This is a genomic window from Streptomyces sp. XY431 (assembly GCF_001279805.1).
GTDB lineage: Bacteria > Actinomycetota > Actinomycetes > Streptomycetales > Streptomycetaceae > Kitasatospora > Kitasatospora purpeofusca.
Map to the genome: position 1 here is coordinate 1 of NZ_LGDO01000231.1, position 24,426 is coordinate 24,426.

Below are 24,426 nucleotides of genomic sequence, written 5' to 3' on the forward strand. Positions count from 1 at the left end.
GGGCGGACGGGTGTGCGGAGGGGCGGGCGGAGGCGGAGGGGGGCGGGCGGCTTTCGGGAAGTGTCGGCCGCTACCCGTCAGTCACCGTGCGTCCGCCCCTCGGCGCGGCGGGCGGCGAGCAGATCGCGGGCGGCACGGAGCGGCTCCGGGTAGGCCCAGGCCCGGACGTCGACCGGTCCGGCCAGGAACCCCTGCCGGTCGAGGAAGCGCTCCTGCTGCTCCAGCAGGGCGAGGCGCTCCTCGGAGAGGTCGAGGTGCAGGGTGCGGTGACCGCCCGCCGCGTACGCCCCGGCGACGCCCTCCTCCCCCGCTCCGGTCTCGGCGCCCAGGATCCGCGCGACCTCCGCCGGCTGCCCGGCGGCCCAGTCGGCGGCCTCCAGCAGCACGGCGAGGAAGCGGGCCACCAGGTCCGGGTGCGCGTCGAGCAGTTCCTGGCGCACGGTGATCGGCCGGGGCGTGCCGTTGTTCACCCGAGCCCGGCGGTCCGGGACGGCGTCCAGGTCGACCGCGACCTCCGCCCCGATCCGTCGGGCCGCCTCCACGGCGAGCGCGCCCTTCACATAGACCGCGTCCACGACACCGTCCCGCAGCGCCGTCAGCTCCGCCTCCCACTGCCCTCCGCCCGGCGCGGCCGGCACGTCCACCAGCTCGACGTCCGCCGGCGTGAGACCCGCGAGCGAGAGTGCTCCGTGCAGGCCGGCCAGCGCCATCGCGCGCCAGAAGTCGATGGCGATCCCATGGTGTGGGACGGCGAGCCGCAGCCCGCGCAGTTGGCCCGGCTCGGTGACCCCGCTCCCGGACCGGACCAGGACGACCTGGCGCTCCTCGATCCAGGTGAGCCCGACCAGCCTGGTCCGCTCGCCGCGCGAACGGGCCCAGAGCGCCGGCACATTGCCGCCCTCGCGGAACAGCCCGGTCAGGGCGTGGGTGTAGTGGTGGTCGGCGGCGACCTCCGGAGGCGCGTCCTGGAGCGAGCGGACGGCGATGCCGTCGGGGGCGAACTCCCGGCCCAGCCAGCCCCGGTCGGCCGCGATGCCGGTCGCGGTGGGCACCGGGCAACGGGTGAACCAGAGGGTGTCGGGCACCCCCGGGGCAACGGCGGCGACGGGGGAACCGGTGGTCGGGGAACCGGCGGTCGGGGAACCGGTGGTCGGCGCGGGCCCTTCGGCGGAACTGCGGGCGGAACTGGGCACGGTGGCTGGTCCTCTGCGGCGGGGCGGGTGCGTGCGCGCCCCCGACGGCGGGGCGGTGGGCGCGGTACGGGTCACCAGGCGTGGTGGAACGGAACGGGGGCTGGAACCGGGGGCGGGGCGGAGTCGTACGGGGACCGGCGCGGGCCGGGGTGCGTCAGCGACAACACGCGCAGGAGGAGGGGCACCGGTGGGTCGTCACGGCACTGCTCCTTCCCGAGGTCCGGGCGCCGCCGGACGGGGCCGTCCGGTGCGCTGCGCCGAGCGTTCCACGGCGGGCGAGCCAGGAGCAAGGGTTTGCCACATCATGGGATTGCTTGTTCATGAACGGCATCCTTTTGCAACGCCGTTGACACATTCCCGCAGCACGCGCTGCCATAGTCTGGGAGCGACTCCGGTGAACGGCCGGAGCCACGGACAGAACGAGAGATGCCATGGCCGAGGCCGTCACCGCCACCCAAGGCCCGCCGGCCGGCGCCCAGGCCGTCCAGCGGGCCCTCGGGCTGCTGCACTGCTTCCACGACAACGGCCCCGATCTGAGCGCCTCGGACCTGGCCCGCCGGATGGGCCTGTCCGTGTCCACGGCGCACCGGCTGGCCCGCACCCTGGTCAGCGCCGCCTTCCTGGAGCAGGACGAGCAAACGGCCCGCTACCGGCTCGGCCCGGCGGTCGCCGAGCTCGGCCAACTCTCCTTCCACCAGCGCGGGCTGCACCTGGCCGCCCCCGAGCTCGACCTGCTGTCCCGCCGCACCGGCGCCGCCGCCGATCTCGCGATCCGCAGCGGTCCGCACGCGGTGATCCTGGTCGGCGCCTCCGTCCGGCCGGACACCGGGCTCGGACTGCGCCGACCGCTCCACTCGACCGCGCTCGGCAAGGTCCTGCTGGCCTGGCCCCGCCCCGGCGACGCGGGCGTGGCGACGCTCGGCCCGCTGGCGCCGTTCACCGACCGGACCATCACCGCACCGGAGCGCCTGGCGGAGGAGCTGGCGAAGGTCCGGGCGGCCGGTCACGCGCTCAACGACGGCGAGTCGGAGACCGGGGTGCGCACGGTCGCCGTACCGGTGCTGGACGGCGCCGGCCAGGCCAGGTTCGCCCTCGCCGTCCGCTCCACGCCCGTACACCTCACCGACGAGCGGCTGGACTGGTTCCTCGACCACGCCCGGGCCTGCGCCGGAGCGCTCGCTGTTCTGCTGCTGCCGCCCGACCAGCGGATCTGAGGAAACGTCAGAACGCATGAGGGGGCCGGGCGTTCGGGAAGAACGCCCGGCCCCCGGCCGATCGGTGTCGCGAAGTGCGGTGCGATCGGTCGACGTACGGTGCGGCGAGGAGCGGGGTGCGCGCTCAGGCCACCGGCGTGTACTTGTAGCCGACCCGACGAACCGTCACGATGCTGTCGCGGTAGGCCGCTCCGAGCTTGCGGCGCAGCCTGGCCACGTGCACGTCCACCGTGCGGCCGTCGCCGACGTGGCCGTAGCCCCAGACGGCGGAGACCAGGTGGTCACGGGTGTGCACCCGCTGCGGGTGCTCGGTCAGATGGGCGAGCAGCTCGAACTCCAGGTAGGTCAGGTCGAGCAACTGGCCGTCCACATAGGCGTTCCGGCGCTCGGTGTCGACCGAGATCCCCCGGCCGACGGGCCGCACCGGACGCGTGCCGGCGCCGGCGGCGGCCCCGACTCCGGCGACACCGAGGCCACCGGCGCCCGGCGCACCGAGGACCGAGGCCCCGACGGCGGCGGCCGGACCGGCCTGCGGGGCCGGGATCGTGGCGGTCGGGAAGCCCTGCTGCCCGGCGCCCGGCGCGGCGGCGGCTCCGCCCTCGGCCGGGACCAGCACCAGGTAGCCGACCATCGGCTGCCCCGCCGAGGCGCCGAACTGCGCCCCGTACTGGGCCAGCAGGGCCTGCGGCAGCGAGCCCTGGGGCAGCGCGGCGACCACCGCGGCACCCTCGGGCAGCGCCGCGAGCAGCGCCTGCGGCGGGAGCGCCGGAACGAGCTGCGGTGCGGCCGGCGGGACCGGGCCGACCGGCGGGACGGACGGGACCGCGGCGGCGACCCGGCCGAAGCCGGGCTGCCCGAAGCCGGACTGGGCGGGCCCCTGCGACGCGGAGCCCGGCTGGCCGGCGGCGGCCGGCCGCTGCGGTGCGGGCCCGCCGTGCCGGCGGTCGACGGGGGACGGGACGGAGCGGACCGCGCGCAGGTGCGGGGTCGCGGAGGGGAGGGGGAGAGTGGCCGTGGAGGTGGAGGACATGATGTCGCTCATTTCGCGCGTGACGGACGGGGTGGAGTCGTCTGCGCGTCTACCGGGCGTGCTGCCGTGGACCGACCCGAGGTCAGCGGAGGGAGTGCCGGGACGCGCTGGGCGAGCCCGGACACGTCTGGTCGAACAGGTGTGGCTGGCGGGACGGCCAGAACGGTTCGAGGAGGTTCACTGGTGCTCTCCGCAAAGCGGGCAGGGCCGACGACGGCCAACCGGACTGCTGTCCGGTACTGCCGGGTCGACGATGCGATGGACCGTCAGCGTCCGCCCGGCCCGTCCGGTGAGTCCGGAAGGGGCGCACCGGACGGGAGATCCCCCGGGCGGCGAACGGCGGTGACGGTGAGGTGGCTGGCGACGGTTGGCGAGGTCAGCGACAACAGGCGCTGCAGATCAGCGCGTGGTCGATGTACCGCCGGACGGTCAGCGCCGGGGTGACCGGCATGGCGAGATCGGCTTGGGCGGACCCGGCCTCGGCACATCGCTGCTCGACGTTCATGGTTCGGTCCTCCCCCCTCGGTCTGCCGGTACGTCCCTGTACCGCGCTGCGGCGCGCGTGCCGGACGCACACCGGGCGCGCGGCACGTTCGCGGCATCCCGGCAGCGGGCCGGGCGGCCTTCGACACCAGAGCCTTCCACGCCGGGGCGGTCAAGGCAACCTGCTCGGCCAGGATCGTCCGGCATGTGAACACCCTGATGAGACGCCACCTGTCGGGGCCGGGGCGGGAGGCAGCGGCGGGAGGCGGGAGGCCGGGCCGGGCGGGCTATCGGGCCCCGGCGCTCGTCCCGGCGCTCGTCCCGGTGCTCGTCCCCCGGCGCGCCGCCGCGTGCTCGACCAGGGCCACCAGCAGTTCCTTGCCGTCCTCGCGGCGGCGGGCGTCGCACAGCACCACCGGAATGTCCGGGTCCAGGTCGAGCGCGTCCCTGACCTCCTCGGGGGAGAACAGTTCACTGCCCTCGAAGCAGTTCACGGCGACCAGGAACGGGATCCGCCGCTGCTCGAAGAAGTCCACCGAGGGGAAGCAGTCCGCCAGCCGCCGGGTGTCGGCCAGCACCAGCGCGCCGAGCGCGCCCCGGGCCAGCTCGTCCCAGACGAACCAGAACCGGTCCTGGCCGGGCGTGCCGAACAGGTAGAGCGCCAGCCCCGGCCGCAGGTCGATCCGGCCGAAGTCCATCGCCACCGTGGTGGTGCGCTTGGCCTCGACGCCCGCGGTGTCGTCCACCGGGCGGCCCAGCTCGCTGAGTTCCTCCTCGGTGCGCAGCGGCCGGATCTCGCTGACCGATCCGACCAGGGTGGTCTTGCCCGCGCCGAAGCCGCCGGCGACCAGGATCTTCACCGCGACCGCCGGACCGCCCCGCCAGCGCGGGTCGTTGGCCCGCTCGGCGCCCCCGTCGTACGCGGGGCCCGGGGCGGTGGCGGCGGGGGCGTGGAGGTCAGAGCGCACGGAGTCCATTGATCACGTCTCGCAGCAGGCGCTCGTCCGGCAGCTCGGCGAGCGGAACGGGTCGGGTGACGCTGATCAGCTCGGCGTCGTAGAGATCGCCGAGCAGGACGCGTACGACGCTGACCGGCAGGTCGGTGTAGGAGCCGAGCTCGGCCACCGAGATCGGCTCCCGGCGGCACCAGGCCAGGATGGTCTGGTGCTCGGGGTCCAGCACATGGGCGGGGACGGCCGCAGCGACCGGCGCCGGGTCCTTGGCGACGATCAGCGAGATCAGGTCGAACAGGCCGTCCTCGACCGGCCTGGCCCGGCCGCGGGTCATCGAGAAGAGGCGCACCACCGGTCCGGCCTCGTCGTCGAACCAGCGGTCGTCGACCGGGGTCCGCGGCCGGAACAGGTCGAGTTCCGACTCGTCCCCGTCCCCGCCGGCCGGACCCCGGTCGTCCGGGCCCCGGTCGGTGGCTTCCCCGCCGGTCGCGTCGGCCACGCCGGCCGTGTCCGCACCGGTCGTGTCCGCACCGGCCGCACCGGTCGGCTCCGGATCGGCTGCCACTGCCCTCGGCTCCTCGTCCGCCATCGGACCGCTCATCTCCCGGGCGGAGCCACGTCGGCGCGCGGTTCGGCGGCCAGGTGCTCGCCGACCCGCTTGACCAGCAGGGCCATCTCGTAGGCGATCTGGCCGATGTCGGCCTCGGCCTCGCTCAGCACCGCCAGGCAGCTGCCGTCGCCGGCCGCGGTGATGAACAGGAAGGCCTCGTCCAGCTCGACCATGGTCTGGCGCACGCCGCCGACCTTGAAGTGCCCGCCGGCGCCCTTCGCCAGGCTGTGGAACCCGGCCGCGACGGCGGCCAGGTGCTCGGCGTCCTCCCGGGCGAGGTCGCGGGAGGCGCCGGTGGCCAGGCCGTCGCCGGAGAGGATCACCGCGTGGCGCAGGGCGGCCACTCGGCCCACCAGGTCGTCCAGGAGCCAGTTGAGGTCTCCGGACGACTGCGTCGAAGTGGTCATGAATCAGTTCCTTCTGCTGGAGCGGGTCGTGCGGATGGAGCGGGTCGTACGGGTCGTACCGGTCGTACGTGCGGTGCGGGTCGTCCAGGCCGTGCGGATGGTGCGGTGCCTTCGGGCGGCCCGTCGGACAACGGACCGGCGGGTGCGTCCGGTTCCGCCACCGGGCGCGGGGACCGGGCGAACCTGGTCGGCGGTGGCACCGGCGCCCGTCGGGCCAGCGGCGCCGGTTCACCCCCGGATGGGCCGGGCAACGCCGCCGGGGCGGGTGCCGGGGCGAGCGCGCGGCGCACCGACGGCGCCGGGAAGGGCGTCCCGGGCGGCGTCGGAGCCGGTGGCGCTGTCGGCGTCGGAACCGGGGCGGGCGACGGGGAGTCCGTCGGCCGGGCGGCAGGGGTGCCCCGGCCCCGGGTGAAGCCGCGCTGGAACGAGGCGAAGGTGGCCCGCGCCTCCTCGGGCGAGCGCTCGCGCACCGGTTCGCCCTCGCCCGCCCGGGCACCGGAGCCGCCCGGACCGTCGGCCCGTCCGGCGGCGGCCTCCGCCGCGCGCTCGCGCAGTTGCGGGGCGAGGCTCGCCTGCCGCACCCGTCGCGGCAGCCCGCCCGGCGTGCCCGCGGTGGCGGTCCGCGGCGGCACGGCCTCGGCGGTACCTGCGTCGGCGGCACCGGCGTCGACCGCCACGGGCGCCGCCGTCGCGACGGCCCGGTCCGCGACCACGGCCTCGGCCGCGTCGGCGGGCCCGGTCCTGAGCTCGGCCGAATTCGGCCCGAGGGAATCCATGCCGTCCGCCGTGCCCGCCGGGTCGTCCGCGCGCCGGTGGCGGCCGGTGCCCGGTCCGGTCGCGTCGCCGGTGGCCGCCGCGACCAGCACGGGCCCGCCGCTGCCGCGCGACCGGCGCGGCAGACCGCCGGGGGTGCGGGCCGGTTCGGGTGCCGAGGGGCGCGGCCCACCGGCGATCCGGTGCCGGCCGCCCGCTCCGTTCACACCCTTCAGCGCGCCGTTCGCGCCGTTCATGCCGTTCGCGCCGTTCGCGCCGTTCGTGCTGTTCGTGCTGTGGGAGTCGTGGGAATCGTCGTCGGGGCCGTCCTCGGCCAGGGCGGGCACCGCGACCAGGTCGCGCTGTCCGCGCCGACCCACCGCTGCCCGTCGGCCGCCGACCGGCCCGGGAGCCGCGCCCGGCCCCTGACCGGCCCCCGCCCCGGAACCCGCCCCGGAACCCGCACCCGGGCCGGAGGCCGCGGGCGGCTCCGGCAGTCCGTCCGGCGCCTCCGCCAGCAGCTCGCGCGGGATCAGCACCACCGCCGTCGTCCCCCCGTACGGGGAGGGCCGCAGGTGCACCCGGATACCGTGCCGGCGGGCCAGCCGGCTGACCACGAACAGGCCCAGCCGGTCGGTGTCGGCGAGGTCGAACTCCTGCTCCACCGCGAGGCGTTCGTTGATCCCGGCGAGCAGTTGCTCGCTCAGCCCGAGCCCGCGGTCGTCGATCTCCAGCGCGAAGCCGTGCGCCACCACCTCGCCCTGCACGGTGACCTGGGTGCTGGGCGGGGAGAACACCGCCGCGTTCTCGACCAGTTCGGCGATCAGGTGGGTGACGTCCGCGACCGCGCTGCCGAGCAGCCCGGTGCCGGGGAACGGCCGGACGATCACCCGGGCGTAGTCCTCGACCTCGCCGACCGCCGCGCGGACCACGTCCACCATCCGCACCGGCTTGCGCCAGGCCCGGCCCGGCGAGCCGCCGGCCAGGATGATCAGGCCCTCCGCGTGCCGCCGCATACGGGTGGTGAGGTGGTCGACCTTGAAGAGGTCCTCCAGCTCCGCCGGGTCCTCGGCGCGCCGTTCCATGGTGTCGAGCAGGGTCAGCTGGCGGTGCAGCAGGACCTGGCTGCGGCGGGCCAGGTTGACGAAGACGGCCGAGACGCCGCGCCGCAGTTCGGCCTGCTCGACGGCGGCCTCGACGGCGGCGCGCTGCACGGCGTTGATCGCGCGGCCGACCTGGCCGATCTCGGCCTGGCCGAACTCCAGCTCCGGGGCCTCGGTGGCGACGTCCACCGACTCGCCCTTGCGCAGGCGCAGCATGACCGAGGGCAGCCGGGTGCCGGCCAGCTCGTTGGCGGCGTTGCGCAGGCCGATCAGCTCGCGGACCAGGCCCCGGCCGATCCGGAAGGAGATGAGGACCGAGAGCACCACCGCGACCAGGCCGATCAGACCGGCGATGCCGCCGCGCCAGAGCAGTCCGACCGCATAGGAGTGGTCGCGGTCGTCGATGGTGCCGCTCAGCCGGGCGTTGATCGCCGCGAGGTCGCCGAGGGCGCGGTCGGCGGTCTCCCGCCAGGCCTCGCCGTTGATCGCCTGCACCACCCGCTCGGGTCCGCCGGCGCCGACGAAGTCCGCCTCGGCGCGGGCGAGCGCGGCCCAGGCCTCGCCGCCGCGCAGGGCGATGTAGTCGGCCTGGTCGACCGGGTCCAGTTCGGCGATGTAGACGGTGAACAGCGCCTGCTGGTTGTGCAGGGCGTCGAGCGCGACCTGGTACTGCTCGGAGGTCGGCCGGCCGTTCCCGGTGCGCAGCCCCTCCATCGCCGCGTCCTCCTGGGCGAGGTACTCCCGGGCGCGCATCAGCTCGATCAGGATCGTGCCCTGCCGAGGGAGTTGGCCGCTCTGGCGGGCGACGAAGGCGGACCGGAAGCCGAAGACGGGCTTGATCAGGTCGGTGTACTGGCCGAGCGCGAACTCCCAGTTCAGCGCGGCGCGGCCGATCTGGGCGCGCAGCGGGCTGAGCTGGTCGGCGGCGGCGAGGATCTGCAGGTAGCGGCCGCGCTGGGCCTCGTCGAGCCGGCTGCCCTCGCTGTCCTTCTTCTGCTGCAGTACGGCGAGGTCGTGGTCGGTGGCGGCGCGGGCCTGCTCGAAGGCGTCGCGGGCGGCCCGGGAGGCCGGGTCGGCGAGCCTGCGGACGGCGGCCCGGCGCTCGTTCTGCAGGTCGTGCGCGTACAGGTCGACCGGGCTGCCGAACTCCTTGTAGGTCGCGCTGACGTCCAGCCTGCTCCAGACGTCGCCGGTGGTGGCGAGCGTCGCGTACGCCCAGAGGGCGGTGAGGGCGACGATGGGCACCAGGAGCAGCGCGATGATCTTCGCGCGGATCGAGCTGCTGCGCAGACGCATGGAGTCCTCGGTCGGGAAGTGCCAGGCGCGGACGGGGTGCGGGGAGTGCTGGAGGCGTGACGGGGCGGGGCGGCCTGGGAGCGGGAGCGTGGGGGTGGAAGCGTGGGGCGGAAGCGTGGGGGCGGCGACGCGGAGGCGGCTCGACCAGGAGGCGGATCGACACCGACGAGTTGACACGGGCTGGTTGACACGGACAGGGTTGGTACGGACCAAGCGCCGGCCAGGGGCAGCGCTCGGCCGCGACCGAGGACCCCGGCCGCAGGTCTGCGAGACTCTACTACGGCCTGACCACTCGTTCGAGGGTCGAACCCACCCTCTTCTCGGCCCGGACCGGATCGTGTCCGGATCGCCGTCGCGATCACCGCTTCCGCACAGTCGTACGAGGCCCTCGACGGCTCCACGACACTTTCCGCACACGCCGGTGCCGATCTCGTCGCGTCACGGTCACAACCCTGGGCAGTCGGCGAGGGATCCGATAGTTTCGCTGCACCTGCAGGACTGATCGGGGGGATCGTGCGCGAGTTCACCACCCCCGCCCCGGCCGGACCGCCGGCCGCCGGAGGTCTGGCCGACTCGCTCTACGACACCGCGGAGCGCTCCCCCGCCCTGGTCCAGCTGACCCGCCGGGCCGACCGCTCCCGACGCGCCGCCGCCGGGGACGCGTGGCAGGACATCACCGCCGCCGACTTCCGCGACCAGGTGCTCGCCCTCGCCAAGGGCCTGCTCACCCGGGGCGTGCGCTACGGCGACCGGGTCGCGCTGATGTCCCGCACCCGCTACGAGTGGACCCTGTTCGACTACGCGCTCTGGTCGATCGGCGCGATCTCCGTCCCCGTCTACCCCACGGCCGCGCCCGAGCAGGTCCGCTGGATCCTCGCCGAGACCCAGGCGGTGGCCTGCCTGGTCGAGGACGAGGACCACGCGATGACCGTCGGCGCGGTCTGCGACGCGTTACCCGACCTGACCGGCATCTGGCAGCTGGACCGGGACTGCGTCGAGGCGATCGTCGAGGACGGCCGCGGGGTGCCCGACTCGCTGGTCCACCGGCAGCGGCTCGGCGTCACCACCGACACCGTCGCGACCGTCGTCTACACCTCCGGCACCACCGGGCGCCCCAAGGGGTGCCTGATCACCCACGGCGCGCTGGCCGCCGCGGCCGACGCGCTGCTCGACGGCTGGGGCGAGGCACTCCGCGACACCGGCGGGCACCCGCCGTGCACCGTGCTGTTCCTGCCACTGGCGCACGTCTACGGACGGATGGTGCAGATCGCCTCGATCCGCGGCGGCTTCCGGATCGGCCATGTCTCCGAGGTGTCCACGGACGCACTGCTGCCCGCGCTCGCCGCCCTCCGCCCGACCTTCCTGCTCGTCGTCCCCTACGTCCTGGACAAGGTGTTCCAGCAGACCCGGCGCACCGCCGAGGAGGCCGGGCGCGGCGAACTCCTCGAACAGGCCCGACAGGTGGCCGTCGACTGGGCGGCCGCCCGGGAACAGCGCGCCTTCGGGCACGGCCCCGGCCCCGGCACCGCGCTGCGGCTGCGCCACCTGGCCTACGAACGCACGGTCTACCAGCGGCTGCGCGCCGTGTTCGGCGGCCGGGTGCGGGCGTTGATGTGCGGCGGCTCGACGCTCGACCGCGAGCTCGGGCTGTTCTTCGCCGGGATCGGCTTCCAGCTGTTCGAGGGCTACGGGCTCACCGAGACCTCGGCCGCGGTCACCGGCAACCCGCCCGGACGGTCGAAGATCGGCTCGGTCGGACGGCCGGTGCCCGGCGCGACGGTGGCGATCGCCGACGACGGCGAGGTGTGGGTCCGCGGCCCCGGCGTCTTCGGCGGCTACCTCAACCATCCGCGCTGCACCGCCGAATCGCTCTTCGAGGGCTGGTTCGGCACCGGCGACCTCGGCAGCCTGGACGAGGACGGCTATCTGACCATCACCGGCCGCAAGAAGGACATCATCGTCACCAGCAGCGGAAAGAACCTCGCGCCCGCCGCGCTGGAGGTCCGGGTGGAGTCCCACCCGCTGGTCTCGCAGTGCCTGGTGGTGGGCGACGACCGGCCGTACGTGGCCGCGCTGATCACGCTCGACCCGGCGGCACTGGCGCACTGGCTGAAGCGACGCGGGCGCGGGCAGTCGGACCCGTGGACCGTGCTCGCCGACGAGGACCTGCACGCGGAGGTCCAGCGGGCCGTGGCGGCGGCCAACACCGCCGTGTCGCGGGCCGAGTCGATCCGCGCCTTCCGGCTGCTGCCCAGGGAGTTCGGGGTGGAGCAGGGGCTGATGACGCCCTCACTGAAGCTGCGGCGGTCGGCGATCGTCGAGTACTACGCGGCGGACATCGAGGAACTGTACGCCCCCTGACGTCTCGTCTTGTCCCGTTTTACGCAAGTGAATTGGGAGTCCATCGGGTACGACCGGCCCCTTGACGATCGCGGTGGTCCAGTCCATTGTTTTGCTCCGGTCCGAGTGCGGCACGCCGAAGCTCCCGCCCCCTCCGGGAGCACCCCCACATCCCGTTGTCCGCGCGTCCGCCCCACGGGCGCGTCCCCCACGCTGGAGTCCCCACGTGTCCATCTCCTCGCGCATGTCCACCCGTCTGTCCGGGCTCGGGTTCGGGTTCGGGTTCGGGCGGTTGCCCGCCGGCCTGCCCGCTCGCCTGCCCGCTCGCCTGTCCGCGCTGGCCGCCTCGGCCGCGCTGCTGGTGGCCGGCCTGGCCGGACCGGCCGTCGCGACGCCGTCGTCCGCGGCGCCGTCGTCCGCGGCGCCGTCGTCCGCGGCCGGGCCCGCCTCCGCCGCCGCGCCCGCCGTCAACCTGGCGACCAACCCCGGGTTCGAGATCCCCGCCTCCTCGCTCGCCGACTGGGGCAGTGTGCCCGGCTGGCGCTGTTCCGGCGGGCCCGCCGAGGCCGCCCTCACCACCACCGCCCCGCACTCCGGCAGCTCCGCCCTGGCCGTCACCCCGGCCGGCGACGAGTCCACCGGCGAGTGCGTGCAGACCGTCTCGGTCCAGCCCGGCACCACCTACACCGCCTCCGCCTGGGTCCGCGGGAAGTTCGTCTTCCTGGGCGCCACCGGCGGCACCGACCGCCCGACCGCCCCCGCCTGGACCGAGTCGACCGACGGCGGCTGGCAGAAGCTGACCACCCGCTTCACCGCCGCTCCCGGCGCCACCACCGTCCGGCTCTCCGTCCACGGCTGGTACCAGCAGGGCCCGTTCGCGGTCGACGACGTCCGGGTCGACGGCCCCGCGCCCGCCCCGGCGACCTCCGCCGCCTCGGTGCCGACCAGCGACAAGGTGGTCTTCTTCACCGTCGACGACGGCTGGCAGACCACCCCGGAGGCGGAGCAGGTCATCGCCGCCAACAAGCTGCCGATCACCGCCTTCCCGCTGCCGATGGCCGCCGCCAACAACCCCGACTACTTCCGGCGGGTGACCGCCGCCCCCGGCTCCTCGATCCAGGACCACAGCGTCTCCCACACCGACCTCACCACCCTCTCGCCCGCCGCGCAGCAGGTGGAGATCTGCGACGCCCGCGACTCGCTGACCCGCCTCTTCGGCACCGCGCCGACGGTGTTCCGCCCGCCGTACTTCGCCTGGAACGCCGACACCCTCCAGGCCGCTGCCAACTGCGGCATGCGCACCGTGCTCACCGCCGACGCGGACTTCAGCTGGGGCGCCTCCAACATCTGGCACGAAGGGACCCTGTCGCCCGGCGACGTCGTCCTGCTGCACTGGACCGACACCCTCGCCGACGACCTCCGCCGCGCCCTGGCCGCCGCCGAGGTGGCCGGCCTCAAGCCCGCCGGCCTGGCCTCCTACCTGCGCTGACCTTCCCGACCCCTGCTCGCACGGCGCACCGCCGGCCCCGCCCCGGGGCCGGCGGTGCGGCGTTTCCCCGACACGACGACGCGTTGACAGCAGCGCCGCACGGATGCTGGGATGGGCCGCGTGCAGCGTGGCGCCGGCCAAAGAGATGTGGGCCGGCCGGCAGCCGGGCCGGCACCCGACACCGAGGGACGACGCGTGATGAGAACGTTCTCCGCTCCCCTTTCCTGAGCTCCTCGGAGCACTTCTTCGCACCTCTTCGCGGCCGCGACCGGGCCTCTTCCGGGACGGTGCCGCCGCTTCCCCTTCCGAGTCCCTTTTTCGACTCCCTTTTTCGATGCTCCGGTGAGAGATCCGGAGAGAGAGCTGCACAGTCGTATGCCCATGTCTTCCTTGTCGTTCAATCAAGCTGTCATCGAGGAGTTCCGCGCCCGGGGCGGGAGGGTCGGCGGACCCTTCGAGGGCGGGGACCTGTTGTTGCTGACCACCGTCGGCGAACGGTCCGGGCGGGAGCACACCGTCCCGCTCGGATTCGTGCGGGCGGACGGGCTGCTGCTGGTCGTCGCCTCGGCGGCCGGGGCGCCCGAGCACCCGCAGTGGTACCGCAATCTGCTCGCCCGCCCGCTGGTGCGGGTGGAACTCGGCACGGAGGTCTTCGACGCGACCGCCGTCCCCGCCGAGGGGAACCGGCGCGAGCGACTGTTCGAGGCCGTCGTCCGGGCGGCCCCCGGGTACGGGGACTACCAGCGGCACACCGCGCGGCTGCTGCCCGTGGTCGTCCTGGAGCACCCCGGTGCCGGGGCCGGGGCCGGCGCCGGGGCTCCGGCGCGCGAGGTGACGAGCCTCGCGGACAAACTGCTGGAGGTGCACGACTGGCTGCGGGCCCAGCTGCGGCAGCTGCGGGCCGAGGCCGAGGCGCACCTCGCCGGAGGTGTCGGGCACGCTCCGTCGCTCGGACTGCAGCTCCGCCAGCACTGCCTGGCGTTCTGCCAGGGCCTGACCGTGCACCACACCGGCGAGGACCGGGGTGTCTTCCCCGCGCTGGCCCGCAGCCACCCGGAGCTGCGGGGCGTGCTGGAACGGCTGGCCGAGGAGCACCGCACGGTGGCGCGGCTGAAGGACGAGCTGGTCGCGCTGGTGTCCGGCCTCGACTCCGCCGACGGCTCCGCCGAGCCGGAGCTGTTCCGGGCCGCGCTGGCGCGGACGGCGGACGAGCTGGAGGCCCATCTCGCCCACGAGGAGCGGGAACTGCTGCCCGCCCTGGCCGGGATCCCGTTCCCGCCGCCGGGGCGGTGACGGGTCGGTGACGGGTCGGGCCCGCCGGTCCCTCCCGGGTGGGGGGACCGGCGGGCCCGCCGGGTTGTGCGGTCGGGGTTCTGCGATCGGGGTTGTGCGGTCGGGGTTCTGTGATCGGGGGCGGGCTTGTGCGGCTGGGGTCAGGCCTGCGCGGTGAACACCGGCAGGAAGCCGCCGGAGTGGCCGGAGGCCTTCGGGTGGTAGCTCTCCTCCACCGGCAGGGTGGTGCTGTTCAGCCAGGTGGTGCTGGAGCCGCAGATCTCGTGCTCGCGGAAGATCGACCGGACGTCGCCGAAGGCGAAGCCGGCGTTGGCAGCACGCTTGGCGATGACGTCGTCGAGCGTGTCGGCGGCGCCGTTGATGGCGGCCCGCTTGGTGTCGCCGATGCCGAAGATGCAGCTGCCGCCGACCTTGTAGAGGTGCGGATAGCCGAGCACGACGACCCGGGCGTTCGGGGCCTTGGCGTGGATCGCCGAGTAGACCTGGTCGAGCTTGCCGGGCAGCGTGCTGGTGGCGTAGTTCTTCGCGGTGGCGACCGCGTTGAGACAGGCGCTCTCCGAGTCCAGGACGCAGGTCTGCATCGTGCTGGCGAAGCCCGCGTCATTGCCGCCGACGCTGATGCTGACCAGCGTGGTGGCCGAGTTCAGGGTGGAGAGCTGGTTGTTGAGCACGTCTCCGGTTCTGGCGCCGGAACAGGCGAGGAACGAGAAGGAGGACGGCGCGTGCGCGTTCTTCCACAGGTACGCGTACGCGTTGGTGCTGCGCTTGCAGCTGCCGCTCTCGCTCGTGTAGCTGCCGGCTCCGAGGCCCGAGGCGTAGGAGTCGCCGAGCGCGACGTAGTTGACCCCGGCGGCGTGGGCCGAACCGGCTGTGACGAGGGTGGTCAGGGAGAGGAGCGCCGCGGTGACGGCGACGGACATGGCACGGGCAGGGCGTAGCATGACACCTCCAGGGAGTGACTTGCGTCACACAATTTGATACCAGGCGGTAGCTAACTCTGGAAGTTGTCATGCCAAGGCAATTGACGGTCAGTCTGACAACGGCACGGTGAACTGCCCCTTCTGGCACGGTAAGTGCGCCCGTGCGCCGGTTTCGGGGCATCGCCCGATCGAGGGACGGCACTCAGCCGGACGTGCGACCGCCGGCGGCGGCACGCTCGGGCGGTCGGCGAGGCGCGCGGCAAGGCGCGCGGCAAGGCCGTCGGTCGGGTCAGGCGGTCAGGACGTCGGTCGGTCAGGCCGTCGGCGATTCCCCCGGGGCGGCACCCGGGGCCGCGCCGGGGAACAGCTCGCAGCCCGCCGCCGGAAGTTCCTCGATCGTCTCGTTGGCGGCCGAGGGCACGCCCAGCCTCCGGACGGCGGTCGCCACCGCAGCCCGGGCCTGACGCAGGCCGGGCACGCCCCAGCCGAGCAGCTCGACGGCGAGGCCCGGTGCGACCAGCAGCCGCCGGTAGTGCCGCCCCGAGGCCGGGTCCGGCGCACTCGGACCGACGGCCCGCAGCGCGGCGGCCATCCGGACCCGGGCGCACTCGTGGCCGCCGTTGGCCGAACCGACCCGGTCGTAGAGGTAGCCGAGGTAGTACGGCGTGCCGATCAGCGCCTGCGCCTCCTCGGCCGCCTCCCGGGCCAGCGCCGAGCCGGGGTCACCGGCGTCCTCCGGCTCCAGCGAGCCCCCGGGCAGCGAGACGACGCCGTCCTTGGGGTTGACCAGGGTCAGCACCCGGCCGTCGGGGGCGAACAACCACCCCCAGGACTGCTTCACCGGAAGCCCGGCGGGCACCTGCTCGCCCGGCCGCCACGGCCAGCCCGCAGTGGGACGCCGGCGCACCCGGCCGAGCAGCTCGGCGATCTCCGCGCTGTACTCGATCCGGCTCATGCGTCCCCCCTTTCGGTGTCGGGCTCGCCGGACCGACGGTGCGCGGGGACGGTTCGCGGTACGCGGTTCGGGGCGGCGGGCGCGGCGGCGTGGGGCACCGGCCGTTCCCACTGTTGATCTTCCCCGAAATCTTCCCCGAACAGGCGGTCGATGAACAGTCCCCAGCGCCGCTTGGTGGACAGCCGGAGCCGAACGCCCTGGTCAGCCGCGATCAGGCCAGGGGCCCACCCCCGCCCCCGGTCGGCCGCTCCCCGGGCGGTCCGCCCTCACCCGACGGCGGCGGCGCCGGCAGGGGGAAGCCCGGCAGCGGGACGACGGCCGGCGGGAAGGGCAGGCCCCGGCCGACGTCGTCGGCGAGCTCGTCCAGCACCTCACGGACGGTCATCGGCCGCAGCCTCCCGCCCCACAGCGCCCACCCCCGCACCGTCTGCCCGCCGGGGGACGCCGGGTCCCCGTGCAGCACCATCGCACCGGCACCGCCGACGGCGAGGCCCGCCGCCAGCGTCACGCAGAACGCCTCGGCGTCCCGCCCGCCGGGCCCGGGCCGGCCCCGGGCCACCCGGACGTCGGTCGCCGAGGTCAGCTCCTCGCCGTCCTCGGGGCCGTGGCAGCGCAGGGTCAGCAGGTGGATCCCGTCACCGGCCCCCGCGCCCACCGCCAGCTGGACCTCGACGGCGTGCCGCATCACCGCCACCAGCCGCCGCTCCCCCGGCGACCCCTCGCCCGCCGCCGTCAGCAGGGCCGCCATCGCGATGGAGATCCGGACCCGCGCCCGGTGGTCGTCGGCCAGCTCCGGCAGCAGCACCGCCAGCCGCTGCCCCGCGTAGACGAACGGCTCCCCGGCCAGCTCGGGGTCGGCCGCGTACGCGACCCGGGCGGCGGCGTCCGCCGGTGCGAAGCCGAGCTCCTCGCAGTACTCCGCGTAGTCCGCCGGGTCGAGCACCCGGAGGTGGACCTCCAGTCCCTGCCCGCGCAGCGCGCGCAGCTGGACCGCCACCCGCCGCAGGTAGGAGCGGAAGGTCAGCCCGCCGAACAGCCCGTACCGCGCCAGGTCCGCGAAGTCGGCGGCGCCGACGGCCAGCGCGAGCGCCACCGGCTGCGGCGGGGGCGCCCCGCGCGGGCGCCCCCGGCGCCGCTCCCGCACCCCGGGACCGGCGGGCCCGCCCGAGCCGCCCGCCCTGGGCACGCTCGCCCCGCCGCCCGGCGGCCGCCCGTCGGGGATCCTCCCGCCAGGCCCGGCCGGCCCGGGCCGACGCCGCTCCGCACCGGGACCCCACAGCCGCACCACGGGCGCGCGCCACCGCTCCCGGCAGCCACCCGCACCCGGACGCCGGTCCCGGCCCCGCCTCCGGCGCCGCCCCCGCTCCTGCTCCCGGCCCTGCTCCTGCTCCCTCGCCCGCCGCTGGTCCGGGCGCTGGAACCCGCTCCGCATCCGCTCGCGCACGATCGTCTCCCTCCGTCGTCGGTACTCCGGCACCGGCCCCACGAGCCCCTCGGCTCCCGGCGAACGCGACCATACACACCGTCACCGACAATCGACCCGGAGTGACGTCGACGAGGCCCGGCGGGCGGCCCGGGGACGGTCCCGGGACGGCCGGCGGCACCCGTTCCGGACCGGGTTGTCGGTGCCGCCCGTTATGGTCGGGAACCATGCGACTGCTGCATACCTCCGACTGGCATCTCGGGCGCTCGTTCCACCGGGAGAGCCTGCACGACGCCCAGCGCGCCTTCCTGGACCACCTCGTGGCGGTGGTCCGGGACGAGTGCGTCGACGCCGTGCTGGTCGCCGGCGACGTGTACGACCGCGCGCTGCCGGGCCTGGAGGCGGTGGCGCTGTTCGACGACGTGCTGCACCGGCTGGCCGACCTCGGCGTGCCGACGGTGTTCATCAGCGGCAACCACGACTCGGCCCGCCGCCTCGGCGTCGGCGCGGGCCTCATCGGCCGGGCCGGCATCCACCTGAGGACGGACCCGGGCGAGTGCGCCGAGCCCGTGCTGCTGGCCGACGCGCACGGGCCGGTCGCCGTCTACGGACTGCCCTACCTGGAGCCCACCCTGGTCCGGGAGCGCTTCGGCCTGGCCCGCGGCGGGCACGCCGCCGTGCTCGGCGCGGCGATGGACCAGGTCAGGGCCGACCTCGCGGCCCGCCCGGCCGGCACCCGCGCGGTCGTCCTGGCGCACGCCTTCGTCACCGGCGGCGAGCCCAGCGACAGCGAGCGCGACATCGCGGTGGGCGGGGTCGCGGCCGTACCCGCCTCGGTCTTCGACGGCGTGCACTACGCCGCGCTCGGCCATCTGCACGGCTGCCAGACCCTCGCCCCGCACCTGCGCTACAGCGGCTCCCCGCTCGCCTACTCCTTCTCCGAGCACGAGCAGCGCAAGAGCATGTGGCTGGTCGACCTCGCGGCGGACGGCTCGGTCACCGCCGAGCGGGTGCCCTGCCCGGCCCCCCGGCGGCTGGCCCGGCTGCGCGGCCGGCTCGACGAGCTGCTCACCGACGAGCGGTACACCGCCGACGAGCAGTCCTGGGTGCAGGTCACCCTCACCGACCCGAGCCGCCCCACCGAGCCGATGGAGCGGTTGCGCCGCCGCTTCCCGCACACCCTCCAGCTGCTGTTCGACCCGGAGGAGAGCACCGCCGCGGCCTCTCCCTCCTACGCGTCCCGGGTCAGCGGGCGGACGGACCTGGAGATCGCCGAGGGCTTCCTGCGGCACGTCCGCCCCGGCGCCGACCCCGACCCGGACGAGCTGGGCTGGCTGCGCGAGGGCTTCGAGCGCGTCCGGGAGACCTCCGACCGGAAGGCGGAGCTGCCCCGATGAGACTCCACCGGCTGACCGTGACCGCCTTCGGCCCCTTCGCCGGCGCCGAGACGGTCGACTTCGACGCGCTGGCCGCCGGCGGCCTGTTCCTGCTGCGCGGCGCCACCGGCGCGGGCAAGAGCAGCGTGCTGGACGCGGTCTGCTACGCCCTCTACGGCGAGGTGCCCGGCACCCGCCGGGCCAACCGGCTGCGCAGCGACCACGCCGAGCCCGACCGGCTGACCGAGGTCCGGCTGGAGCTGACGCTCGGCGGCCGCCGGCTGGAGATCATCCGGATCCCCGAGCAGCCCCGGCCGAAGAAGGTCGGCACGGGCATGACCGTCGAGCGGGCCCAGACCCTGCTGCGCGAGTGGTCGGCGGACGGCGCGGGCACCGGTGCGGGCGGGCCCGGCTGGCGGGCGGTCAGCAAGTCGCACCAGGAGGCCGGCGAGGAGATCCACCGGCTGATCGGGATGAGCCGGGACCAGTTCTGTCAGGTGGTGCTGCTGCCGCAGGGCGACTTCGCGCGCTTCCTGCGGGCCGACTCGGAGGAGCGCGGCAAGCTGCTGCGCCGACTGTTCGACACTGAACGGTTCCAGTCCGTCGAGGCCTGGCTCGCGGAGCAGCGCCGGGCCCACGAGGCCGCCGTCCAGACCGGGCGCCGCCGGCTGCGGGACTTGGCCAGCAAGGCCGAGCAGGCGGCCGGGCCGGGCGCCGAGCCCGCCGAGGGCCCGATGGCGGCCACGGACGAGGCGGCGCCGAGCGCGGCGGCGGACACCGAGCTCACCACGGGAGTGCTGGGCTGGGCGGCGGTGCTGCGCGGCGGCGCGGCCGAGCAGCTGGCCGTCGCCGAGGCCGCGCTGGCCGGCGCGGAGGAGGCACACCGGGCGGCGCAGCGGGCCAGGGAGGCCGCCGAGCAGCGGGCCGACCGGCAGGAGCGGCACCGGCAGGCGGTGCGGGAGGCGGCCCGGCTGGCCGAGGACGAGCCCGCCCGCGCGGCGGACCGGCGGCGGCTGACGGCGGCGCAGGCGGCGGTCGGCGTCGAGTCCGTGCTGCACCTGCGGGAGCGCGCGGCGGCCGCCTACCGGCAGGCCCGGGAGGAGGAGCACCGGCACCGGGCGGTCCTCGCCGAGGTCCCGACCGGCCCGACCGGCCGTGCGCTCCTCGGCGGCAGCGACCCCGGCGGCGGCAGTGAGCGCGGCGACGGAACGGCCGGCGGCGGCCGGGCGCTGGCGCACGCCGAGGCCGAGGAGCTGGCCGGGGCCGAACGGCGGCTGCGCGCCGAGATCGTCCGGCTGGAGGCGGCCGGGGCGGACGAGCGGCAGTGCGCCGAGCTGGCCGGTACCCGGACGGCGCTGACCGCGGACCTGCGGCGGGCCGAGGACCTCGCCGAGGAGGCGGGCGAGTGGCTGGCCGAGTTCGACGCCCGGCACGCCGCCCTGAAGGAGGAGGAGTCCGCCGCCCGGGAGGCCGCCGCGCTGGTCGAGCGGCTGGACGCCCGGCGCGCGGAGCTGACCGCCCGGTTGTCCGCCGCCCGGGCCCGGGACGCGCTGGACGGCGAGGTCGGCCGGGTCGGGCCGCGCGCCCTCGCCCTGCGCGCCGAGGCGCTGGACGCCCGCCAGTACGGCCTGGAGCTCCGTGAGCGCCGGCTCGCCGGGATGGCCGCCGAGCTGGCCTCCGGGCTGAGCACCGGCGAGCCCTGCCGGGTCTGCGGCTCGGCGGAGCACCCGGCCCCGGCCCGCCCGGTCGGCGAGCCGGTCCGGGCCGAGGACGAGGAGCGGGCCCGGCGCGCCCAGACGGCCGCCGAGCAGGCCGCCGACGCGGCCGAGCAGGAACTCGCCGGGCTCCGGGTGCGCCGCGCGGCGGCCGCCGGCGCGGCCGGTGAGGAGGCCGCCGACGCCCTGGCCGGGGTGCTCGGCGGGCTGGGGGCGGAACACCGGGAAGCGGTCCGGGTCGCGGAGCGGCTCGGTGCGGTCGGCCGGGCGATCGAGCGGCTCACCGAGGAGCAGACCGCCCGCCGCACGGCGCTCTCCGACGCCCGGGAGCGGAGCGCCGAACTCGCCGCCCAGGCCCGCGCCCTGCACGCCGAGCAGGAGAAGCTGACCGCCCGGGTGGCGGCGGCCCGCGGCGACGCGCCGTCGGTGGCGGCCCGGGCGGCCGCGCTCGACCGCCTCGCCTCGGCCGTGGCCGCGCTGGCCGGCGCCGCCCGGGCCGCCACCGAGGCGGCGCACCAGCTCAAGCAGGCGGACGACGAGCTGGCCGACGCCGCGGTGGCGGCCGGGTTCGCGAGCGCCCAGGACGCCGTCGCCGTCCTGCTGCCGCGGGCCGAGCGGGACGGGCTGGAGCAGCGGATCGACCGGCACCGGGCCGAGCTGGCCGCGGTGGAGCGGCGGCTCGCCGAACCCGAACTGGTCGCGGCCGCCGCCCTGCCGCCGGCCGACCTGCCGGGCACCCGGAGCGGGCTCGGCGCCGCCACCGACCGGTTGCGGGCGGCGCACGCGGCGCGGGACGCGGCCCGCCTGCGGTGCGAGGCCCTCGCCGCCATCGGGCGGCAGCTGGCCGAGCTGGCCCGCTCGCTGGCCCCGGAGCTGGCCAGGTACGCGCGGATCAGCCGGCTGGCCGCGCTCACGGCCGGCACCTCGACCGACAACCGGCTCCGGATGCGCCTGGAGTCGTACGTCCTGGCGGCGCGGCTGGAGCAGGTGGCGGCCGCGGCGAGCGAGCGGCTGGTCCGGATGTCCGGCGGCCGGTACACGCTCGTCCACAGCGACGACCGGGGCGGCGGCAACAAGCGCTCGGGGCTGGCGCTGCGGGTGGTGGACGCCTGGACGGGCACCGAGCGCGACACCGCGACGCTCTCCGGCGGCGAGAGCTTCTTCGCCTCGCTCGCCCTGGCACTCGGTCTGGCCGACGTGGTCACCGACGAGGCCGGGGGCATGCCGCTGGACACCCTGTTCATCGACGAAGGCTTCGGCAGCCTCGACGAGCACACCCTGGAGGAGGTGATGGACGTCCTGGACGGGTTGCGCGAGCGGGACCGCGCGGTCGGCATCGTCAGCCACGTCGCCGATCTGCGCAGCCGGATCCCGGCCCAGCTCCTGGTCCGCAAGGGCCGGCACGGCTCCACCCTGGCGCCGGCGGGACGGGAGGACGCCTGACGCCCGAAACGCCCCTGACCCGACCGACCGTCCGCCCCGGGAGGATCCTGCGGCGGGCCGGGGGCCGGGCGGCCCGCTCAGCCGGAGCAGGCGATCCGCTGGGCCTGCTGCCAGGTACAGACGGGGCAGAGGGTGCTGCCCGGGTGGTCGGCGGGCAGCTCGGTCGGCTCGCCGCACAGTACGCAGTCCGCGCGCGGACCGGTGGAACCGGGGTCGGGCAGCAGGGCCGCCTCCGCGCCGCTCGGGGCGAGCTCGCAGACCTGCTCCGCCGCCGGGGTGTCCTGGACACCGGGGGCGGCCGTGTCCTGCCTGGCTGTTTCGCTCATGCCGCCTCTCTACTCCCCGGACCGGGCAGGGCGCAAGGCGGTCCCGGGCGAGGCCGCTCCGGGGACCGTCGATACGGTGGCCGTATGCCCGACTCTCCCGGTCACGAGGTGTCCCCCGCCGTTCCCTCCGTCCCGCCGCCGGTCCCGCCGGTCCCCTCCGCCCGGACCAACGCCTCCGGATCCACCGGGACGGCCGGGTCCACCGAGGCCACCGGGACGGCCGGATCCTCCGGGTCCGCCCTGGAGCGGAGGCTGCGCGCCGCCCGGGCCACCGGGCCCAACTACCGCGAGGTGGGCGCAACCGCGGACGCCCGGCTGCCGGAGGGCTACACGCATCTGCGGCGGCGGGTGCATCTCGGGCACGGCCCGGAGGTCCTGGCGCGGGCCGGCCGCTTCGTCCTCGGCTGGGGCTGCCAGCTGGGCACCGGCTTCGCCGTGTTCCCGTACGCGCCCGCCGAGCCCGGGACGACCGTCCTCCTGCGGCTCGGCCTGCCCGGCAGCCGCTGGCCCCGGCTGGTGATCCCGTGCCGGGTGGTGTGGACGGTGGACGAGCCGGACCGGATCGGCTTCGCCTACGGGACGCTGCCGGGGCACCCGGAGTGCGGCGAGGAAGCGTTCCTGGTGTCGATGGACGCGGCGGGCGAGGTGTGGTTCGAGGTCGTCGCCTTCGCCCGGCTCGCCGCCTGGTACGCGCGGCTCGGCCGGCCGGTCGCCGTGCTCTGCCAGTACCTGGCGATAGAGCGGTACCTCGCGTCCGTGGTCGAGGCCGCCGCCGGCCCCGGAACCGGGGCACCGCTGCCGGACTAGCGTTCCGCCCGGCCCCGACGGGCCGGGGCCGGGTCCGGGGCCGGGCGGCGCGCTCAGCCCAGGAAGGAGAGCCGGAGCGTGCGGTGCGGGTTGTCCCCGTTGGTGTCGACCAGCACCACCGACTGCCAGATGCCCAGCGCGAGCTGTCCGTCGATCACCGGCAGGGTGGCGTGCGGGGCCACCAGGGCGGGGACGACGTGGTCCCGGCCGTGGCCGGGGCTGCCGTGCCGGTGACGCCACCGGTCGTCGGCCGGCAGGAGGTCGCGCAGGGTGGCGAGGAAGTCCTCGTCGCTGCCGGAACCGGTCTCCAGGACGGCGATCCCGGCCGTGGCGTGCGGGACGAAGACGTTGAGCAGGCCGTCCCGTCCGACAGCGTGTTGGTCGAGGAACCGGACGCAGCGGTCGGTGATGTCGAGCGCGACCTCATGGATTCCGGTGGTGATGTCGAAGGTCTCGGTCCGGAAGGACGTGGAGGTGGGAGTGGAGTGGGACGTGGTTCGGGTGTGGGTGTGGTCCGCCATGGCGCCATCCTGACCCACGGCCGAGGGTGGACCGGCAAGCCTCGCCGACTCCCGGCGCCGGAGGGGCCGGTCGACATAGGCTGAGAGGTTCAGACCAAAAATGACATCCGAGGATCGGTACGGACCACGGATGACCAGCCGGGCCGGAGACGGACCCGCCCGCGTCGGCCCGCATCGGCACGGAGCGGGGAGCGGAAACGCGGAAGACCCGACGGTCGTCAGGATCCGTCGGGCCGGTGCCGAAAAGGCGTGTGTGCAGGAGGAAGGGCGGGGCGGAGACCCCGGGTTCGGGGCCCCGCGCGACCGGACCGGATTCGACCGGACCTGACTCGACCGGACCGGTCGGCTCAGCCGCGGCTGCCGAAGAGCCCCCGCCGCAGCCGGCGCAGCGGCGCCAGCAGCTTGACCCGCGTGTGGCGGCGCGGCGGCGCGGTCGGGGCACCGACGCCACGCGGCGTCAGTTCCCTTATCAGCCCGAGCGCCTCGGCGGTGTCCACCGCCGGGAGTGCGGGCGCGCCGAGCACAGCCAGGTGTCGCTCGATCCGGCGGCCGGTCGCGCCGACGCCGCACTGGATCGCGGGCACCCGAGGCCGGGTCCGCACTTGCATGTGTTCCATCAGTTTTCCCACCCCTACGAGGCGCCAGGGCCGTGAGGCGAAGACTATCCGTGACAGACGGCCTTCGCGCAACCGTCCTGGTGTTCTGCAACCGTACCGTGCTGCGTCAACTGACACTGCACCAGGGCCCACCCGACCGATCACGACTGAGCATCAATG

20 protein-coding genes are annotated in these 24,426 nt (G+C 75.6%); 7 read left to right on the forward strand and 13 right to left on the reverse strand.

From position 1 onward, the window contains the following. Positions 1-77: 77 nt before the first annotated feature. Positions 78-1,085 carry an ABC transporter substrate-binding protein gene (locus ADK60_RS21850; RefSeq protein ID WP_053648326.1) on the reverse strand — a complete coding sequence of 336 codons (1,008 nt, stop codon included), beginning with the start codon at positions 1,083-1,085 and terminating at the stop codon, positions 78-80. Positions 1,086-1,624: 539 nt separating this feature from the next. Between ADK60_RS21850 and ADK60_RS21855 the strand changes: the two genes are divergently transcribed. Further along, positions 1,625-2,407, forward strand: coding sequence for an IclR family transcriptional regulator (locus tag ADK60_RS21855; RefSeq protein WP_053648269.1), 783 nt, complete (start codon positions 1,625-1,627; stop codon positions 2,405-2,407). A 124-nt stretch (positions 2,408-2,531) separates the two neighbouring features. Here the strand turns inward: ADK60_RS21855 and ADK60_RS41205 are convergent, their stop codons facing one another. From ADK60_RS41205 to ADK60_RS47750, 6 genes are all read right to left on the reverse strand, one after another. Continuing rightward, complete coding sequence (locus tag ADK60_RS41205) at positions 2,532-3,437, reverse strand: winged helix-turn-helix domain-containing protein (protein WP_502687444.1); 906 nt, start codon at positions 3,435-3,437, stop codon at positions 2,532-2,534. Positions 3,438-3,813: 376 nt separating this feature from the next. Beyond that, the gene (locus ADK60_RS47745) at positions 3,814-3,942 is read right to left on the reverse strand and encodes a hypothetical protein (RefSeq protein ID WP_286163044.1); all 129 of its coding nucleotides are present in this window, start codon (positions 3,940-3,942) and stop codon (positions 3,814-3,816) included. Positions 3,943-4,207: 265 nt separating this feature from the next. Then, positions 4,208-4,780: a GTP-binding protein gene (locus ADK60_RS21865; RefSeq protein WP_053648328.1), complete on the reverse strand. Its 573-nt coding sequence runs from the start codon at positions 4,778-4,780 to the stop codon at positions 4,208-4,210. Positions 4,781-4,877: 97 nt separating this feature from the next. Continuing rightward, the gene (locus ADK60_RS48475; protein ID WP_231978716.1) at positions 4,878-5,207 is read right to left on the reverse strand and encodes a DUF742 domain-containing protein; all 330 of its coding nucleotides are present in this window, start codon (positions 5,205-5,207) and stop codon (positions 4,878-4,880) included. 263 nt (positions 5,208-5,470) lie between these two features. After that, the gene (locus ADK60_RS21875; RefSeq protein WP_030392000.1) at positions 5,471-5,890 is read right to left on the reverse strand and encodes a roadblock/LC7 domain-containing protein; all 420 of its coding nucleotides are present in this window, start codon (positions 5,888-5,890) and stop codon (positions 5,471-5,473) included. Next, complete coding sequence (locus ADK60_RS47750; protein WP_053648271.1) at positions 5,887-9,042, reverse strand: nitrate- and nitrite sensing domain-containing protein; 3,156 nt, start codon at positions 9,040-9,042, stop codon at positions 5,887-5,889. The genes ADK60_RS21875 and ADK60_RS47750 overlap by 4 nt, the downstream gene beginning before the upstream one ends. A gap of 513 nt (positions 9,043-9,555) precedes the next feature. Here ADK60_RS47750 and ADK60_RS21885 point away from each other — a divergent pair. The 3 genes from ADK60_RS21885 (at position 9,556) to ADK60_RS21895 (ending at position 14,164) form a co-directional block, all read left to right on the forward strand. Beyond that, on the forward strand, positions 9,556-11,403 hold the full coding sequence (locus ADK60_RS21885; RefSeq protein ID WP_045937993.1) for an AMP-dependent synthetase/ligase: 1,848 nt from the start codon (positions 9,556-9,558) through the stop codon (positions 11,401-11,403). Between the two features lie 223 nt (positions 11,404-11,626). Then, the gene (locus ADK60_RS21890; RefSeq protein WP_159400526.1) at positions 11,627-12,871 is read left to right on the forward strand and encodes a polysaccharide deacetylase family protein; all 1,245 of its coding nucleotides are present in this window, start codon (positions 11,627-11,629) and stop codon (positions 12,869-12,871) included. 375 nt (positions 12,872-13,246) lie between these two features. Continuing rightward, positions 13,247-14,164 carry a nitroreductase/quinone reductase family protein gene (locus ADK60_RS21895; RefSeq protein ID WP_053648275.1) on the forward strand — a complete coding sequence of 306 codons (918 nt, stop codon included), beginning with the start codon at positions 13,247-13,249 and terminating at the stop codon, positions 14,162-14,164. A gap of 140 nt (positions 14,165-14,304) precedes the next feature. Here the strand turns inward: ADK60_RS21895 and ADK60_RS21900 are convergent, their stop codons facing one another. The 3 genes from ADK60_RS21900 to ADK60_RS21910 all read right to left on the reverse strand — a co-directional run bounded on the left by ADK60_RS21900 (position 14,305) and on the right by ADK60_RS21910 (position 17,225). After that, positions 14,305-15,105: an SGNH/GDSL hydrolase family protein gene (locus ADK60_RS21900; RefSeq protein WP_053648277.1), complete on the reverse strand. Its 801-nt coding sequence runs from the start codon at positions 15,103-15,105 to the stop codon at positions 14,305-14,307. Between the two features lie 292 nt (positions 15,106-15,397). After that, the gene (locus tag ADK60_RS21905) at positions 15,398-16,039 is read right to left on the reverse strand and encodes a hypothetical protein (RefSeq protein WP_063772393.1); all 642 of its coding nucleotides are present in this window, start codon (positions 16,037-16,039) and stop codon (positions 15,398-15,400) included. A 211-nt stretch (positions 16,040-16,250) separates the two neighbouring features. Further along, positions 16,251-17,225 (reverse strand): DUF8829 domain-containing protein, encoded by a 975-nt coding sequence (locus tag ADK60_RS21910; protein WP_053648279.1) that lies wholly within the window; start codon positions 17,223-17,225, stop codon positions 16,251-16,253. A 464-nt stretch (positions 17,226-17,689) separates the two neighbouring features. Between ADK60_RS21910 and ADK60_RS21915 the strand changes: the two genes are divergently transcribed. Together ADK60_RS21915 and ADK60_RS21920 are read left to right on the forward strand one after the other, a co-directional pair. Further along, positions 17,690-18,859 (forward strand): exonuclease SbcCD subunit D, encoded by a 1,170-nt coding sequence (locus tag ADK60_RS21915; RefSeq protein WP_053648281.1) that lies wholly within the window; start codon positions 17,690-17,692, stop codon positions 18,857-18,859. Continuing rightward, on the forward strand, positions 18,856-21,996 hold the full coding sequence (locus tag ADK60_RS21920) for an AAA family ATPase (protein ID WP_053648283.1): 3,141 nt from the start codon (positions 18,856-18,858) through the stop codon (positions 21,994-21,996). The genes ADK60_RS21915 and ADK60_RS21920 overlap by 4 nt, the downstream gene beginning before the upstream one ends. Before the next feature lie 77 nt (positions 21,997-22,073). On the opposite strand, the gene ADK60_RS21925 is transcribed toward ADK60_RS21920, so the two are convergent. Further along, on the reverse strand, positions 22,074-22,322 hold the full coding sequence (locus ADK60_RS21925; protein WP_053648285.1) for a hypothetical protein: 249 nt from the start codon (positions 22,320-22,322) through the stop codon (positions 22,074-22,076). 84 nt (positions 22,323-22,406) lie between these two features. Here ADK60_RS21925 and ADK60_RS21930 point away from each other — a divergent pair, with 84 nt between their 5' ends. Then, the gene (locus tag ADK60_RS21930; protein WP_079008592.1) at positions 22,407-23,129 is read left to right on the forward strand and encodes a DUF1990 domain-containing protein; all 723 of its coding nucleotides are present in this window, start codon (positions 22,407-22,409) and stop codon (positions 23,127-23,129) included. Positions 23,130-23,182: 53 nt separating this feature from the next. On the opposite strand, the gene ADK60_RS21935 is transcribed toward ADK60_RS21930, so the two are convergent. Beyond that, the gene (locus ADK60_RS21935) at positions 23,183-23,650 is read right to left on the reverse strand and encodes a YjbQ family protein (RefSeq protein WP_045938009.1); all 468 of its coding nucleotides are present in this window, start codon (positions 23,648-23,650) and stop codon (positions 23,183-23,185) included. A 347-nt stretch (positions 23,651-23,997) separates the two neighbouring features. Further along, positions 23,998-24,267, reverse strand: a complete 270-nt coding sequence (locus ADK60_RS21940; protein WP_045938010.1) for a hypothetical protein — start codon at positions 24,265-24,267, stop codon at positions 23,998-24,000. Between the last annotated feature and the right edge of the window lie 159 nt (positions 24,268-24,426).

Coding starts and splice junctions, on each gene's coding strand:
- ADK60_RS21855 (WP_053648269.1), top strand. CDS start 1,625: ATGGCCGAGGCCGTCACCGCCACCCAAGGCCCGCCGGCCGGCGCCCAG.
- ADK60_RS41205 (WP_502687444.1), bottom strand. CDS start 3,437: ATGTCCTCCACCTCCACGGCCACTCTCCCCCTCCCCTCCGCGACCCCG.
- ADK60_RS47745 (WP_286163044.1), bottom strand. CDS start 3,942: ATGAACGTCGAGCAGCGATGTGCCGAGGCCGGGTCCGCCCAAGCCGAT.
- ADK60_RS48475 (WP_231978716.1), bottom strand. CDS start 5,207: ATGACCCGCGGCCGGGCCAGGCCGGTCGAGGACGGCCTGTTCGACCTG.
- ADK60_RS21875 (WP_030392000.1), bottom strand. CDS start 5,890: ATGACCACTTCGACGCAGTCGTCCGGAGACCTCAACTGGCTCCTGGAC.
- ADK60_RS47750 (WP_053648271.1), bottom strand. CDS start 9,042: ATGCGTCTGCGCAGCAGCTCGATCCGCGCGAAGATCATCGCGCTGCTC.
- ADK60_RS21890 (WP_159400526.1), top strand. CDS start 11,627: ATGTCCACCCGTCTGTCCGGGCTCGGGTTCGGGTTCGGGTTCGGGCGG.
- ADK60_RS21895 (WP_053648275.1), top strand. CDS start 13,247: ATGCCCATGTCTTCCTTGTCGTTCAATCAAGCTGTCATCGAGGAGTTC.
- ADK60_RS21900 (WP_053648277.1), bottom strand. CDS start 15,105: ATGCTACGCCCTGCCCGTGCCATGTCCGTCGCCGTCACCGCGGCGCTC.
- ADK60_RS21905 (WP_063772393.1), bottom strand. CDS start 16,039: ATGAGCCGGATCGAGTACAGCGCGGAGATCGCCGAGCTGCTCGGCCGG.
- ADK60_RS21915 (WP_053648281.1), top strand. CDS start 17,690: ATGCGACTGCTGCATACCTCCGACTGGCATCTCGGGCGCTCGTTCCAC.
- ADK60_RS21920 (WP_053648283.1), top strand. CDS start 18,856: ATGAGACTCCACCGGCTGACCGTGACCGCCTTCGGCCCCTTCGCCGGC.
- ADK60_RS21925 (WP_053648285.1), bottom strand. CDS start 22,322: ATGAGCGAAACAGCCAGGCAGGACACGGCCGCCCCCGGTGTCCAGGAC.
- ADK60_RS21930 (WP_079008592.1), top strand. CDS start 22,407: ATGCCCGACTCTCCCGGTCACGAGGTGTCCCCCGCCGTTCCCTCCGTC.
- ADK60_RS21935 (WP_045938009.1), bottom strand. CDS start 23,650: ATGGCGGACCACACCCACACCCGAACCACGTCCCACTCCACTCCCACC.
- ADK60_RS21940 (WP_045938010.1), bottom strand. CDS start 24,267: ATGGAACACATGCAAGTGCGGACCCGGCCTCGGGTGCCCGCGATCCAG.